The organism is Ralstonia sp. GX3-BWBA (assembly GCF_003290055.1).
GTDB lineage: Bacteria > Pseudomonadota > Gammaproteobacteria > Burkholderiales > Burkholderiaceae > Ralstonia > Ralstonia holmesii.
Window position 1 is genome coordinate 325,024 of record NZ_QMKS01000012.1, and the last position, 14,121, is coordinate 339,144.

Genomic DNA, 14,121 nt, shown 5'->3' on the forward strand with positions numbered 1-14,121 from the left:
TCAGGCGCGGGCGGAGAAAACGGTAGGCGCGAATGCTACCACCGCGCGGGATGCGTCCCCAACGGCACGCTGGGCAGCGTCCAGTGCGGCAGCGTCTCCGATAGCTGCCCCGCATGGCGCAGCGCGGTGAGTGTGCCGAAGCCGGAGGGCGCCGTTTCCAGGTAAGCGCCGATGTCTTCATAGCGCGGGTCGGTCGCATCAAAGCCGTTGGCCATACGGCCGAAGCTGCGCAGCCATTGCGCCGTCTGCGCGAGCGACACACGCACGTGCCAGCTTCCGCCCTCGGTCATGCGGCGCGAAAGAGCGGTCATGGCGCCGGCGGCCATCAGGTAACCCGCGCCGTGGTCCAGCGCCTGTGCGGGTAGCGGGCGCGGCTTGGCATCACCGGCTGCCTGCGCTTCCGCCCAGTTGAAGCCGCTGGCGGTCTGCACAAGCGAATCGAAGCCTCGGCGATTGGCCCAGGGGCCGTCATAGCCGTATGCGCACAGGCTCACGTAGACGATGCCCGGGCGCAGTGCTGCCACCTGCTCGGGGCCAAACTGCAACGCCGCCAAGCCACCGGGCCGATAGCCCTGGACGAAGATATCGGCGTCGCGCAGCAGCGTGCGGAGTTGCTCGGCACTCGCCGCTTCGCGCAAGTCGAGCTGCGCGGAGCGCTTGCCGCGCCCGGTGTCGATCACCAGCGGCGGAACGGCGGGCAGATGCGGCGCCGTGACAAGCAGCACATCGGCCCCGTGCGCGGCCAGCGTGCGGCCACAGACAGGTCCGGCAATCACGCGCGTGAGATCGAGCACGCGCACGCCCGAGAGCGGACGGCCGTCGGCATGCGCGGGCAGGGGCTGCGGTGGCGCATCGCCAATGCGTTCGATCGTCATCAGCGGTTGGCGCGCCACGGCAATGCCTTGCGGGTGTGCGTCCCACTCTTCAAACGTGCGCGCGGCGGTCACGACCATGCCCGCCTGCGCTGCCGCTTCTTCAAACGCTTCGGCCTTCCATTGGTTCAGCGCAGCGGCCACGGCCGCCCGGTCATACGCGCAGCGGAGCAACTTCAGCACGCCGTCACGGTGATGCGCAAAGTTGGTGTGCAGACGCACCCAGCGGCCATCGCCGCAGCGGTAGAGCCCGGCGATCTTGTCCCACGGTTCGGGCGGCAACTGGCCATCGAGACGGAAGTAGCGCTCGGAGCGAAATTCCAGCGCGGCGTGATGCATGTCGACCGACACGGTCTGCTGCCGCCCGCTGCGCAACGTGTCGACCTGCGCTGCCGCGAGCGCAGCCGCAGCGATGGTGCTCTGCGCGAGCGTGCCCACGGCAAACGACGACGGCAGCGCCGGCTCCGCGCCCGTGAGCGTTGCACGCGACAGCGCATCCGCCGGCTGGCCGAGCACCGTCCACAACTGGCTGAGTGCGCCGGCGGGGCTGACAGTCTGCATGGAAGGATCGACCACATCAGCAACGGGTGACGGCATGGCGGGGCTCCGCAGGGAAGGTGCGCCCATTACAGTCCCGCACCGCCGATAGCGTCAACATTGACTAGACTGATCAACCTCGATTGCCGTCCACTTCATCCGGCCCGATGACGACCTACCTGAATGCCGCCGAAGCCGCCGCGCGCCTGCATATCTCGCGCCCGACGCTGTACGCCTATGTGAGCCGCGGGCTGCTGGCGGCGTACCCGTCGCCCGACGGACGCGGCAGCCGCTACCGCGAAGCCGATGTGGAACGGCTGGCCGATCAGCGTTCCGGCGGACGGCGCCCGCGCCAGGTGGTCCGCCACGCGCTGGACTGGGGCCTGCCGGTGATGGAATCGGCCATCACGCTGATCGATCACGGGCAGTTGTTCTATCGCGGTACGCCCGCTTTGGAATTGGCCGAACGCGCCACGCTAGAGACCGTTGCGGCGCGGCTGTGGCAATGCGAAGAAGCGCTGGCCTTCAACACGCCCGCGCCGGTGTTGCCGAAGCGCTGGTACGCAGCGCTCACGTCGTTGGCAGACGCGGACATCCGCCAACGCTGCATGGCGCTGTGCGCGCTTGCCTTGCCGGCGCTGGACGAGGCCGCGTGGCGACAGGATTCCGCACGCACCGCGCGCGATGCCGGCGCACTCTTGCGCGTGGTGTTTGCCGCCATGCTCGGCCGCAAGCCCGACACCGCGCCCGTGCATCTGCAATGCCAGCAGGCATGGAACGTTGACGCGCACGCTGCTGAGGCCATCCGCGTCGCATTGGTGCTCTGTGCAGATCACGAACTCAATGCCTCAAGCTTTGCGGCGCGCGTTGTTGCATCGACCGGCGCCAGCCTGGGCGCCGTGGTCAGCGCGGGCCTGGCTGCGCTCACCGGTGGCAGGCATGGCGGCACCACGGCGCGCGTGGAGGCATTGCTGAGCGAGCTGGAAGGGGAGCGCTCCGTGGCAACGGCATTGCGTCGTCGGCTTGATCGCGGCGATGCGCTGCCCGGCTTTGGCCACCCGCTGTATCGCAAGGCCGACCCGCGCGCCGACGCAATCCTGGCGCAGTTGCCGAAGGCCGGCAGGGTGCGCAAGCGGCTGCAATCGGTGATTGATGCCGTGGCCGGGCTGACCGGCGATGGGCCATCGGTGGATTTTGCGCTGGTGGCCACCCGGCGTGTGCTCGGGCTGCCGGAAGGTTCAGGCTTTGGCCTGTTTGCAGCGGGGCGTACGGCAGGCTGGATTGCGCACGCGCTGGAGCAGCGCGCGGCGGGGCAGTTGATCCGCCCGAGAGCCGCCTATGTGGGGCCGATGCCGGCCGCGCCGGGTGCACCGGCGGGCCGCATCATTCGTGTGCGCTGACGCGCGATCAGGCTTGCGGAATCTCGATCTTCACCTCAAGCACTTCCAGGTTGTCCTGGCGCTCGAGATTGACCTTGATGTCGTCGTTGCCGATCTTCACGTACTTCGAAATCACGGCCACCAGCTCGCGTTGCAGCGCGGGCAGGTAGTCGGCAGGCGCACCGCTGGCGGTACGTTCATGGGCGAGGATGATCTGCAGACGTTCCTTGGCGACGGTCGCAGTCTTCTTCTTCTCGCCCAGCAGGAAAGACAGAATCGACATGAATGTGCGTCTCCTTATTTACCGCTGCCGCCGAACAGGCGCTGCAGGAAGCCCGGCTTGTTGTATTCGACGTAGCGCAGTTCTTTCTCTTTGCCCAGGAAGCGGTCGATCACGTCGTGGTAGGCGTTCGCTACGTCGGAGCCTTCGATGTGGATGGCGGGCGTGCCCTGGTTGGACGCCTGCAGCACCGCTTCCGATTCCGGAATCACGCCGATCAGCTTGATGCGCAGGATTTCCTGAATGTCGGTGAGCGACAGCATTTCACCTTCGGACACGCGCTTCGGGTTGTAGCGCGTGAGCAGCAGGTGTTCCTTGATCGGTTCCTTGCCTTCCACCGCGCGGCGCGACTTGGACGACAAGATGCCCAGGATGCGATCCGAATCGCGCACCGAAGACACTTCCGGGTTCGTCACGACGATGGCCTCATCGGCAAAGTACATCGCCATCAGCGCGCCCGATTCGATACCGGCCGGCGAATCGCAGACGATGTATTCGAAGCCCATTTCCTTCAGGCCTTCGATCACCTTCTCGACGCCTTCACGCGTGAGTGCATCCTTGTCGCGCGTTTGCGAGGCGGGGAGGATGAACAGGTTCTCGCACTTCTTGTCCTTGATGAGGGCCTGGTTCAGGTTGGCCTCACCGTGGATCACGTTGATCAGGTCATACACAACGCGGCGCTCGCAGCCCATGATGAGGTCGAGGTTGCGCAGGCCGACGTCGAAGTCGATGACGGCGGTCTTGTGACCGCGCAGCGCAAGGCCGGCAGAGAACGCCGCACTGGTGGTCGTCTTGCCGACGCCGCCCTTGCCGGAGGTGACTACGATGATCTTGGTCATGGCTCGTATATCGAAAAGTTAAATCGCTCGGCGCACGGGGTGCGTCACTTCATCCGCAACGGTTCGAAAACCAGCGTGTTGTCCGCGAGCCGGACCTGCGCAGGCTTGCTGGCGTAGGCGTCGGGCCACGGGGTTTCGCCGGTGCGGTAGATGCCGGCGATGGAAATCAGTTGCGGCTCCAGACACGTGCAGAAGATGCGCGCATCCAGGTTGCCCTTCACGCCCGCCAGCGCGCGACCGCGCAGCGAGGCATAGACATAGATGTTGCCTTCGGCGATCACCTCGGCGCCGTCACTCACCAAGTCGAGCACGACGAGGTCGCCGCGCGCATAAATGCGCTGGCCGGAGCGCAAGGGGCGATCGACGATCATCGTGCCGGGCTGCATGGCCACGGCATCGACGGGGGGAACAGCAGGGGCGGGGGCCGGCGCTTCGGCAGCCTGGGCGTGCTCGGGGGCGTCCTGGCCTTCGCCGTTGTCCTTGGCGTCTTTCTCGCCGCGCGGACGGCGGCCATGGCTGTCGAGCAGCGGCAGGCCAAAGGCCTGCGCCCACTCGGCCTGCTCGGGACTGGCAACCACGCCGATCGCGCGGGCACGCAGCGCGGTCAGGGTCTCCACCAAACGGTCGATAGGCAGGCGCTCGTCTTCAGCCAGACGGCGCACGTCGATGGCGATCACGTCGTTTGAGAAAAACTCGGGCGTGTCGGCAAAGCGTCGCGTGAGTTCGGCGGCCAAGGCGTCCATGTCGGCGGTGCGCGGCGACAGCAGCAGGGCATCGACGGTGCCGCTGCGGATCTCGAACAGCGGCGCTTTCTTCTGGGACATAGAACGGCTACGCGGAAAAATGGGCTCATTCTAACGTTGTTGACGAAACGCCTTGGATTTTTTGGCCCCGCCGCTCCGCCATCCGGCTGAGACCCGCAACCGGCGCCGTTCTCAACACTGCCGGCGCCACGCGCAAATGTCATGCGATGGTCACAGCATCGTCATGCACGCTTTCGATACTTCTCCGCTTCTGAGCCCCCCGGTCCAGTCCGTTGTCCTATCGCGTTGCGCAAACGGTTCCCTCCGATTCTGCGTGCGCGCCCGCGCGTCATTCGCTTCATCAGCAGTTCGCAGTCCGTAGTTCGCATACCAAAAAATAAACTTCAGGGAGAAGTTCATGCGAGTCCGACCGTTGTGTTCTGCGGCGTTGCCGCTTGCTGTTTTCTTATCGATGTCGTTGGCTGCCTGTGGCGGCGGCGACGATACGCCTTCCAACGGCAACGCCACGCCTGCCGCCAGCACTGCCCCCGTAGGTACCAAAGCCACGCTGGCCGTGTTGGAAACCACCGACTTGCACACCAACGTGCTGTCGTATGACTATTTCAAGCTCGCGGCCGACAACTCGCTCGGCTTCGAGCGCGTGGCAACGCTCATCAACCAAGCGCGCACGCAATTCCCGAACACGCTGCTGCTGGACAACGGTGACACCATCCAGGGCACCGCGCTGTCGGACTACCAGGCCATGGTGAGCCCGGTCACGTGCGACCAGACGCTGGCGATCTACAAGGTGATGAACGCGGCCAAGTACGACGGCGGCGGTATCGGTAACCACGAGTTCAACTACGGCCTGCCGTATCTGTCGCAGGTGACGGGCAACACGTTCAACGTCGATGGTCTGCCCGATCCGGCCACGCAGAAGAAATGCGCTGGCCCGAACTTCCCGCAAGTGCTGGCCAACGTCGTGAGCGCGAAGACGAATGCGCCGCTGTTCCAGCCGTACACGATCATCACCAAGACGGTGACTGCCACGGCGCCCGACGGCAGCACCGTCAGCGCGCCGGTCAAGGTCGGCATCATCAGCTTTACGCCGCCCACGATCACGAGCTGGGACAAGCGCTGGCTCGACGGCAAGGTCTATACGGTCGGCATCAAGGAAACTGCTGCCAAGTACATCCCCGAGATGCGCGCGAAGGGTGCTGACCTGGTGGTCGCGATTTCGCACGGCGGGCTAGATAACTCGACGTATTCGCCGACGATGGAGAACGGCAGCTGGTGGCTGTCGACCGTGCCGGGCATCGATGCCATGCTGATCGGCCATTCGCACCAGCTGTTCCCCGATGCCAAGAGCACGGTCAGCCAGTTCAACCTGCCGGGTGTCGACAAGGTGGCCGGCACCGTGAACGGCGTACCGACGGTGATGGCGAACTACTGGGGCAAGCATCTGGGCGTGATCAAGCTTGGGCTGACGTTCAACGGCACGAACTGGGCCGTCGACAAGACGCAGACCACGGTGGAGGCGCGCTCGATCCAGAACGCGGACAAGACGTACGTGGCAGCCGACCCGACTGTTTCCGCAGCCATCGCCACCGAACACCAGGCGACGATCAACTACGTGAAGACGCCGGTGGGCAGCACCGACTTCAACATGAGCACGTACTTTGCCGATGTGGGTGACCCGGGCGCGATCGAGATCGTCAACCAGGCGCAGGCCGATTACGTGTCGGCGTACGTTCAGGCGAACCTGCCGCAATACGCGTCGCTGCCGGTGCTGTCGGTAAGCGCACCGTTCAAGAGCGGTTTCGGTGGCGGTACCGATTTCACTGACGTGGCGGCTGGCCCGCTGGCGATCAACAACGCGGCTGACCTGTACCTGTATCCGAACACGGTCTACGCAGTGAAGGTGGCAGGCTCCGACATCAAGAACTGGCTGGAGACGGCCGCCAAGCGCTTCAACACCATCGACCCGACGCAAGCGACGGTGCAGAAGCTGGTGAGCACGTTCCCTGGCTACAACTTCGACATGTTCACCACGCCGGACCTGACGTATGAGATTGATGTCACGCAGCCCGTGGGCAGCCGCATCAAGAACCTCATGTACAAGGGCGTGGCACTCGACCCGGCGGCGCAGTTCATCGTGGCGACCAACAACTACCGTGCAAGCGGTGGCGGCAACTTCCCGGGCCTGGACGGCAGCAAGACGATCTATGCCTCGCCAGATGCCAACCGCGACGTGCTGATCAGCTACATCAAGAAGATCGGCAGCGTGAAGCGTGCGACGAACGGTTCGCAGCGTAGCTGGCGCTTTACGAAGCTGGCCAGCTCGGTGGCGCAGGTGCAGTTCACGTCTGCGCCCAACAAGCTGGCCAGCGCTACGGCCGCCGGCATCACCAACGTCACGCAGGTGGCCGCGGATGACGGCTCGGGCAAGGGCCTCGCGGTGTACCAGATCGACCTGACGCAGTAAGAGGGCCACGCCATGCCATCTCTTCGTTCCGCATGGGCGGGTGCACCGGCGATGGAATCTCCGCGCCAGTCGGTGCCGATGCTCACGGTGGCTGCGGCCCTGGCGATCATCGTGATGGCTGGCGGTTGGCTGTCGCATGCGCGCCAGGCACCGGCCGTGGATGCTACGCAGCTGGAATCGTGGCGCGCGATGGTCGTGCAAGCGATGGAGCCCGAGGCGCTGCAGCAGTTGCGTCAGCTCGCACGCAGCGGCTCGGTGCCGGCGCAGTCGGCATTGGGCCAAGCGTTGCTCAGCGCGCACGACAGTGCCTTGCGTAACGAAGGGATGCGCTGGCTCGAAACCGCTGCACCGAGCGATGCGCGTGCGCAGTTATCACTGGGTAAGGCGCTGCTGCTCGGCACGAGCGGCGTTGAACGAGACTATCCGCGCGCGCTGCGCCTGCTGCGTCAATCCGCTGACAAGGGCGACGCGGCAGCCGCGTACTACTTGGGCGTGATGTATCGCAGCGGCTACGGCACGGCCATCGACACCGCACAGGCTGCGCACTGGTTTGATCGCGCTGCCCGCCACGAGATTCCGGCAGCAATGTTCATGTTGGCCAACGCCTACCGTGAAGGCGATGGCGTGCCGCGCGATGAAGCCCGCGCGCTGGCGTTGTACCAGGATGCCGCTGAGCACGAATTGCCAGAGGCCGTGCAAGCCTTGGCGATGGCGTATCAGAACGGCGAACTGGGTCTCAAGCGCGACGATGCGGCGTATCACCAGCAGTGGATCGAAACGGCACATGCGCTGAAGCATCCAGCGCTCGCGCCGTAATTCAGCAGTTCCTTTAGTAAAGCCCGCGGGTCTGAGCGTGCAGGCGCACCAGACCCAGCAGGGCGTCAATCTGCGGCGTCGGCACACCCACGTGCTGGCCGATCTCCCGCACCGATGCCACCAGCGCATCGATCTCCAGCGGGCCGCGTCCGGCTTCGGCATCCTGCAGCATCGACGTCTTGAACGCGCCGAGTTGACGCGTCACCGCGCTGCGTTCTTCGCCGCTCTGCTCAATCGGACAACCGATGCATGCGCCGATTGCTTTGGCCTCTTCCATGACGCCCAGGCAAAACGCACTGACCAGCGGATCATCAAGAATGCGGTCGCACGTCGCGCCCGTGAGCACCGACACCGGGTTCATCGTCATGTTGCCCCACAGCTTGAACCAGATGTCGCGTTGGATGGCTTCGCTGCGTTCGATCTGCAAGCCCGCGCACTCGAACAACTTGCTGACCGTGTCCAAACGCGGTGTGGCACCACCTGCGGGTTCGCCGAGAATCAATCGCTTGCCGAAACCATGACGCACGTGTCCTGGTGCCGACATTGAACACGTCAGATGCACCACGCAACCCAGCACGTTCTTCGTTGGAATCGCGTGCGCGATGCGACCGTGTGGATCCACCGATTGAAGTCGCAGACCTTCCAGCGGCCCGTGTCGATCAAAGAACCACCATGGCACCCCGTTCATCGCTACCACCACACAGGTCTCGGGGCCAATGAGCGGGGCAATGCCTTGTGCCACGCTTTCCATGGCAGGGGCTTTCACGGCAACGATCACGACGTCCTGCACACCGAACGCATGCGCGTCGTCACTCGCGTGCACGGACACAGATCGCGTGTTGCCTTCTTCGGTCAGGCGCAGTCCTTCAGCATGCAATGCCTGAAGCGTCGCCCCCCGTGCCAGTACATTGATCGGTTGATCTGCCAGCGCGAGCTTCGCGCCAAGATAGCCGCCGACAGCGCCGGCGCCCACGATGCAAATACGTGTCATGTGATCAGGTTCGGTAGGAAGGATCGATGCGGTCGATGGTACGGGTCAGTGCCGCGAACACGTCTTCACCTGCGCCAAAGTTCGGGTTGAACTGCAGCGAATCGCGCGTGCAGTTGCGCGCCACCGCTTCGGGAATCTCCAGCACCGGGCCCATCGATGTGGAAGCGAGCTGGATCTCGCATGCGCGGTTGAGCAGCCACAGCACCGCAAACGCCCGCGCAATCGAATCGCCCCAGGCCAGCAGCCCGTGGTTGCGCAAGATCACCGCAGGCTTGTCGCCGATGTTCCTCACCAGGCGCGGCCCTTCATCGGCATGCACGGTGATGCCTTCGAAGTCGTGATACGCCACCTTGCCGTGCAGTTGCGCCGCGTAGAAGTTGCTGATCGACAGACCATCGCGCGCGCATGCCACGGCCATGCCGGCAGTGGTGTGGGTGTGCATCACACAGTGCGCCCCCAGGATGCCGGCATGAATAGCGGCATGCACGGTAAAGCCCGCCGGGTTGACCGGCCAGTCCGGCTGACCCGCCGCGCGCCGCACGTTGCCCTGCAGGTCGATCTTCACGAGGTTCGACGCGCAAACCTCGGCATACGTTAGGCCAAACGGATTGATGAGAAAGTGCGGACCTTCATCGTCGTTCACACCGTCTTCCGGCTGCAGGCGCAGCGTGATGTGGTTATAGATGAGTTCGGTCCAGCCGAGCTGCGCAAAGATGCGATAGCACGCCGCCAGCTTCACGCGCGCGGCCCATTCGCGTGGGCCGCACCAGGCCGGACGATGGGCCTGGATGTCCGAACCGGAATCGGGTGAAAGCGAAAGCACCGTCATGACCTGTCTCCTGATCGCAGGGGCCATGCGCCGGTCGGGTTGCCGGCGCCAAATTTATTCACATGTTAATGAATTTGTGCCGGACGTCAAACCACGTTACATCCGCTGCCTGCTAGGGCAACTGGTTGCGCAGGATCACCAGCCACTGCATGACCGAATTGGTGTACGGATCGAGCTGGTTGGCGTCGTTCAACTCGGTGATGCTCATCGAGGCGGATTGCTGCACGTTGCCGCCAATCGATTTCACCTCATGGCGCACCGGGTCCACCTCGACGACGAGATCGCAGTGCATGGGGGTTCTGCCGGCCTGGATCTCCGCCGGATCCGTCATAAAGCGATCGGCGCCGCGCGCGGTGCAGATGAGGTCGCCCGGATGCGGCACGGCGGGTGTGCGTTCAAGGACGAAGGCGGGATGCTTGAGCAGATGATCGCGCGCGTCGGTCACGTATTCCGCATGCGTGGCGCCGGTCAGGAATTGATCGTTCTGCAAGCCAGCCTTGCGCATGATCCAAGAGAGGAACACCGCAGACCACGCCCAGCCGCCGGTGGTCAACTGCTGACAAGTCGGTGTCTTGCCGACGATGCCCCAATAGCGCTTGGCCAGCATGCAACCCCGTGCGGTGGCTTCACCGCCCGTGCCGTCCGGATAGCGCAGGCAAGGCGCAGGGGGCGGTACCGCAGACGTGGCAGCTGCGTTGGGCAACGGCATGTCGGTGCCGCTTTCTTCATCGGACGGGGCAGGGGTGGGGTCGTCGGCCGTCAGCCAGCGGCCCTGCGGCTGGTCGGGAAACCCACCGCCTGCCACGCAATACGTATCGTCACGCCCCACGCGCACCACCTGGCGCCCCCACCGATCCCATTCGGTCAGGGCAATCTCGATCATCTTTTCGCGTGGCGTGGCACCTGGCCGGGTCTGCACGACTTCGTTGTCAGGCAGCGGTTCGGCTTGCGGACGCGCAGGCGGTGTCGCGCAACCGGCAAACCAGAGGACCGGTGCGATCAGAACGATTGGCAGGGCTATGCGCAGAGTGAGCGAATTGCGCAGGAAAGGGCGGGACATGAAAGAGGGGGAAGGGATGGCCTGACGGGGAGACAGGCCTTCCGACGTGGTACGCCAATGCTGCGGTCGATTCACGCATGCAATGGCATGCCACGTCGTTGGCGCTAACCAGACCGGCTGGTCACGCCGAGGGTTGTCATTGCCTTAGGCGTTGACAGCGTCCTTGAACTTCTGGCCGGCCTTGAACTTGACCGTCTTGGCCGCTTCGACCTTGATTTCTTCGCCGGTGCGCGGGTTGCGGGCCATACGCTCGGCACGCTCGCCTTGGCTGAAGGTACCAAAGCCGATGAGGCTGACCGCATCGCCCTTGCCAACGGATTCCATGATGGCTTGCAGCGTCACGTTCAGTGCCTGCTCGGCCTTGGCCTTGGTCAGACCGTCTACGCCGCTGGCGATGGCGTCGATCAGTTCGGTTTTCGTCATTGCTTGACTCCCTTCAAGAGTAGATAAAACACACAACAGAGCGTCCGGGGGATGGCTCCACGGGCGACATGATACCGGCATGCGAACAGCGTCGGCACTTGAGCTTTGTAACGGCGCGTGGCATGTGGGTTCCGCAAAACCGCATGGGCTCTACGTTGCGAGGCGATCCAGTCACATGAATGCTAACGCGCGATGTTCTGATTTGCGGTTGGCTGTCTGCTCGCTGATAGGTTCGACGCAAGTCGATTGGTTGGTTTACCTTTTTTCTTATGTATACAGATAGTAGTAGTAGATAACGGTGGATAGTTTCTGTGGATAAGTGGAAAAAGCGCTTTATGTTCAAGCACTTGTTGCAAGCAAAACCGAGGGTACCGTGTGTGTCCTCGCGTGGATAGCTTGCTGATTTTTCCGACCCCCCGGCTGGGAACCCCATCAGTTGTGCCCACACCATCGACAGGGCAGCCACAGACAGCCAACAGGCTTTGCCGGTAGTTATCCACAGTTGCAGGCCGGGTTATCCACATTGGCAGGACGACATGAGGTTGCGGCACGTGTCGAGAAGCCATGCTTTTGGTGTAGGCTCACGGCTTCGTTGATCGACGTTCTTGTTTCGCTTTACTGCGCCATTTCCTCATGACACGCACGTCTCCTGATGCCACGCCGGCTCTGGCTGAGTCCTCGCCCACGCCGGAAGCTCCGGCCAAACTGCGCCGCCGCGATCGCATCGAGGTGCGCGAATCCGGCGTGCACGGGCGCGGTGTGTATGCCGTGGTGGCCATTGCACGCGGCAAGAAGATCATCGAATACAAGGGTGAGCACATCACGTGGAAGGAGGCACTGCACCGCCATCCGCATGACCCGTCCGACCCGAATCACACGTTCTACTTCAGCCTGGAAGACGGCAGCGTGATCGACGCCAAGTTTGGTGGCAACCGCGCGCGCTGGATCAACCACGCCTGCAAGCCGAACTGCGAGGCGCGAGAAAAGGATGGCCACGTGTTCATTCACGCGCTGCGCGACATCGAACCCGGCGAAGAACTGTTCTACGACTACGGCCTCGTCATCGAAGGCCGCCAGACCAAGGCACTGAAGGAACAGTTTGCGTGCCGCTGCGGCGCGAAGAAGTGCCGCGGCACGATGCTGGCACCGCCCGAGAAGCGCAAGAAGAAGTAAGCCGAAGGTCGGTCGTTCAGACGGATTCGCTTGCCAGCGGCAGGCGCAACACGAAGCGCATCACGCGGCTGCCATCACGTGCAGTCGCATCGTCAATGGCGACGGTGCCGCCATGCAGACGTACGATGTCGTGCACGATGGCCAGGCCCAGGCCGCTACCTTGCGGTTGTCCGGGGCGGTGGTCCGCATCCCCACGGAAGAAGCGCTGGAAAACTTCACCGCGCCGCTCGGGTGGAATGCCCGGGCCATTGTCTTCCACACTCACCACACCCCACCACTGGGATGCAGCGTCTGCCTCCATACCTGCGCGCAAGGTCACGCGTCCGCCGGCCGGCACGTATTTGATCGCGTTGTCGAGCAGGTTGTTGATGGCCTCGCGCAGCAGCACCGCGTTGGCCAGCACCGGCGCCTGCAAGGAACCCGGCGACGTGGCTTCTTGCGGCCAGGCCTCAAAGCCCAGATCCAGCCCCCGCGCGAGGGCGCGCGGCACCCACTCGGCGCCGGTATCGAACGCCAGCGCGACGAGATCGACCCGCATCGGCGGGCCCAGCTGATCGAGCGTCATGCCTGGCTCGGCACGCGCCAGCGTCAACAACTGGTTGGACAGGCGCACGGCGCGGTTGGCACCTGATTGCAGCTCCAGCAGTGCAGGGCGGGCATCGTCCAACGTCTTTGCATCGACTGCGCGATCGGCATGCAGCTTCAACGCGGTAAGCGGCGTGCGAAGTTGATGTGCAGCGTCTGCGATAAAGGTACGCTGCGCTTCCAGTGCGTCGCGCAGCCGGGCCAGCAGCGCGTTCATCGCATTGATGAGCGGTTGCAGTTCGGCGGGCACGTGTTCCGCCGATTCTGCGGGCAGCGGCGTCACCGATCGTGCGCTCTGCTTGTTGAGCGTGTCGGCCAGCGTCTGCAACGGCTGCAGTTCTTCCTTGAGCACGAGGGAGAGGATCAGCCCCCCGATTGCCAACAGCAAGATCAACGGAATCGATACCGACAGCAGCACTTCCTTGGCGGCCGTATCGCGATGGTCCAGCAGCTCCGCGACTTCCACGACGATGCCGTCTTCGGCCTTCATGGTGTCGGGCGGATTGGATGGGTTGAGTGCCGGTGCCGTCTGCGCCTGCGTTGGCGCAAGCGCTGGGCGCGTGACGTCGTCTTCAGGTTCGGGCGGCACAGGCTGGCGCGGCGAGCGAGGTCTGGGCACCTCAGCACTCACGCCCGGAACGAGCAGATGCACGGCGCGCACCTGTTTGCCGTCGATCCAGCTATAGAACACGCGTGCTTCGCCAATGCGGACCTGGCCCGAACCATAGCCCAGCGGCGTGTCGCGCCCGACCAGCGTGCCTGTGGGACCGGAAATGCGCCAGTAGATGCGGTCTTCGCCGCTGTTCTGTACGAGCGTCTGTGCTGTGAGGGCGATGTCGTAGAGTTTGGCCGCCGGCACGTTCGGGCCAGCGATGCGCAACTGTTCGGCCAGCGTGTTGGCCACGCCCACCAATGCGCGATCGAACACCTGGGCGGTGTAGTGAGCCGCCAGCCAATACGACAGCGCGCCGGTACCGACGATCAAACCAAACAGCGGTGTTGCCAGCGCACGCAACAGATGCAGGCGCAGGCTGATGGCACCGTTGCCAGCACCCTTGGCCGGAGCTGATGAAGCCGACGACGAGGCAGGGCGGTGGCGCTTGAACATG

13 protein-coding genes are annotated in these 14,121 nt (G+C 64.1%); 4 read left to right on the top strand and 9 right to left on the bottom strand.

The genetic code is table 11. The features are described from left to right. Positions 1 to 35: 35 nt before the first annotated feature. A complete protein-coding gene (locus DOD19_RS15820; RefSeq protein WP_112186485.1) occupies positions 36 to 1,469 on the bottom strand; it encodes a CoA transferase in 1,434 nt (477 codons plus the stop codon). A 107-nt stretch (positions 1,470 to 1,576) separates the two neighbouring features. On the opposite strand from DOD19_RS15820, the gene DOD19_RS15825 reads away from it, so the two are divergent. Next, positions 1,577 to 2,809: a citrate synthase family protein gene (locus DOD19_RS15825; RefSeq protein ID WP_112186487.1), complete on the top strand. Its 1,233-nt coding sequence runs from the start codon at positions 1,577 to 1,579 to the stop codon at positions 2,807 to 2,809. A 7-nt stretch (positions 2,810 to 2,816) separates the two neighbouring features. On the opposite strand, the gene minE is transcribed toward DOD19_RS15825, so the two are convergent. The 3 genes from minE to minC are packed head-to-tail and all read right to left on the bottom strand — an operon-like array spanning position 2,817 to position 4,731. Further along, the gene (gene minE, locus DOD19_RS15830; protein WP_024977189.1) at positions 2,817 to 3,071 is read right to left on the bottom strand and encodes a cell division topological specificity factor MinE; all 255 of its coding nucleotides are present in this window, start codon (positions 3,069 to 3,071) and stop codon (positions 2,817 to 2,819) included. 14 nt (positions 3,072 to 3,085) lie between these two features. After that, a complete protein-coding gene (minD, locus tag DOD19_RS15835) occupies positions 3,086 to 3,907 on the bottom strand; it encodes a septum site-determining protein MinD (RefSeq protein WP_012436754.1) in 822 nt (273 codons plus the stop codon). A 44-nt stretch (positions 3,908 to 3,951) separates the two neighbouring features. Then, positions 3,952 to 4,731: a septum site-determining protein MinC gene (gene minC, locus DOD19_RS15840; RefSeq protein ID WP_024977190.1), complete on the bottom strand. Its 780-nt coding sequence runs from the start codon at positions 4,729 to 4,731 to the stop codon at positions 3,952 to 3,954. Positions 4,732 to 5,068: 337 nt separating this feature from the next. On the opposite strand from minC, the gene DOD19_RS15845 reads away from it, so the two are divergent. Together DOD19_RS15845 and DOD19_RS15850 are read left to right on the top strand one after the other, a co-directional pair. Then, positions 5,069 to 7,135: a bifunctional 2',3'-cyclic-nucleotide 2'-phosphodiesterase/3'-nucleotidase gene (locus DOD19_RS15845; protein WP_112186489.1), complete on the top strand. Its 2,067-nt coding sequence runs from the start codon at positions 5,069 to 5,071 to the stop codon at positions 7,133 to 7,135. A 12-nt stretch (positions 7,136 to 7,147) separates the two neighbouring features. After that, positions 7,148 to 7,951, top strand: a complete 804-nt coding sequence (locus DOD19_RS15850) for a tetratricopeptide repeat protein (protein WP_112186491.1) — start codon at positions 7,148 to 7,150, stop codon at positions 7,949 to 7,951. 13 nt (positions 7,952 to 7,964) lie between these two features. Here the strand turns inward: DOD19_RS15850 and DOD19_RS15855 are convergent, their stop codons facing one another. From DOD19_RS15855 to DOD19_RS15870, 4 genes are all read right to left on the bottom strand, one after another. Further along, a complete protein-coding gene (locus DOD19_RS15855) occupies positions 7,965 to 8,942 on the bottom strand; it encodes a 2-dehydropantoate 2-reductase (RefSeq protein WP_112186494.1) in 978 nt (325 codons plus the stop codon). A 4-nt stretch (positions 8,943 to 8,946) separates the two neighbouring features. Continuing rightward, entirely contained in the window at positions 8,947 to 9,771 is an 825-nt protein-coding gene (locus tag DOD19_RS15860; protein WP_112186496.1) for a class II aldolase/adducin family protein, read from the bottom strand. A gap of 112 nt (positions 9,772 to 9,883) precedes the next feature. Further along, the gene (locus DOD19_RS15865) at positions 9,884 to 10,831 is read right to left on the bottom strand and encodes a DUF2272 domain-containing protein (RefSeq protein WP_024977195.1); all 948 of its coding nucleotides are present in this window, start codon (positions 10,829 to 10,831) and stop codon (positions 9,884 to 9,886) included. Between the two features lie 144 nt (positions 10,832 to 10,975). Then, the gene (locus DOD19_RS15870; RefSeq protein ID WP_004628548.1) at positions 10,976 to 11,254 is read right to left on the bottom strand and encodes an HU family DNA-binding protein; all 279 of its coding nucleotides are present in this window, start codon (positions 11,252 to 11,254) and stop codon (positions 10,976 to 10,978) included. Between the two features lie 633 nt (positions 11,255 to 11,887). Here DOD19_RS15870 and DOD19_RS15875 point away from each other — a divergent pair. Beyond that, positions 11,888 to 12,427 (top strand): SET domain-containing protein-lysine N-methyltransferase, encoded by a 540-nt coding sequence (locus DOD19_RS15875; protein WP_112186498.1) that lies wholly within the window; start codon positions 11,888 to 11,890, stop codon positions 12,425 to 12,427. Between the two features lie 16 nt (positions 12,428 to 12,443). Here the strand turns inward: DOD19_RS15875 and DOD19_RS15880 are convergent, their stop codons facing one another. Next, positions 12,444 to 14,120 (bottom strand): sensor histidine kinase, encoded by a 1,677-nt coding sequence (locus DOD19_RS15880; RefSeq protein WP_112186500.1) that lies wholly within the window; start codon positions 14,118 to 14,120, stop codon positions 12,444 to 12,446. Position 14,121 lies beyond the last annotated feature (1 nt).

Excerpts from the sequence above, each read along its gene's own strand:
- minC (WP_024977190.1), bottom strand. The coding sequence starts at position 4,731 with ATGTCCCAGAAGAAAGCGCCGCTGTTCGAGATCCGCAGCGGCACCGTC.
- DOD19_RS15875 (WP_112186498.1), top strand. The coding sequence starts at position 11,888 with ATGACACGCACGTCTCCTGATGCCACGCCGGCTCTGGCTGAGTCCTCG.
- DOD19_RS15820 (WP_112186485.1), bottom strand. The coding sequence starts at position 1,469 with ATGCCGTCACCCGTTGCTGATGTGGTCGATCCTTCCATGCAGACTGTC.
- minE (WP_024977189.1), bottom strand. The coding sequence starts at position 3,071 with ATGTCGATTCTGTCTTTCCTGCTGGGCGAGAAGAAGAAGACTGCGACC.
- DOD19_RS15860 (WP_112186496.1), bottom strand. The coding sequence starts at position 9,771 with ATGACGGTGCTTTCGCTTTCACCCGATTCCGGTTCGGACATCCAGGCC.
- DOD19_RS15870 (WP_004628548.1), bottom strand. The coding sequence starts at position 11,254 with ATGACGAAAACCGAACTGATCGACGCCATCGCCAGCGGCGTAGACGGT.
- DOD19_RS15855 (WP_112186494.1), bottom strand. The coding sequence starts at position 8,942 with ATGACACGTATTTGCATCGTGGGCGCCGGCGCTGTCGGCGGCTATCTT.
- DOD19_RS15825 (WP_112186487.1), top strand. The coding sequence starts at position 1,577 with ATGACGACCTACCTGAATGCCGCCGAAGCCGCCGCGCGCCTGCATATC.
- DOD19_RS15880 (WP_112186500.1), bottom strand. The coding sequence starts at position 14,120 with ATGTTCAAGCGCCACCGCCCTGCCTCGTCGTCGGCTTCATCAGCTCCG.
- minD (WP_012436754.1), bottom strand. The coding sequence starts at position 3,907 with ATGACCAAGATCATCGTAGTCACCTCCGGCAAGGGCGGCGTCGGCAAG.
- DOD19_RS15845 (WP_112186489.1), top strand. The coding sequence starts at position 5,069 with ATGCGAGTCCGACCGTTGTGTTCTGCGGCGTTGCCGCTTGCTGTTTTC.
- DOD19_RS15850 (WP_112186491.1), top strand. The coding sequence starts at position 7,148 with ATGCCATCTCTTCGTTCCGCATGGGCGGGTGCACCGGCGATGGAATCT.
- DOD19_RS15865 (WP_024977195.1), bottom strand. The coding sequence starts at position 10,831 with ATGTCCCGCCCTTTCCTGCGCAATTCGCTCACTCTGCGCATAGCCCTG.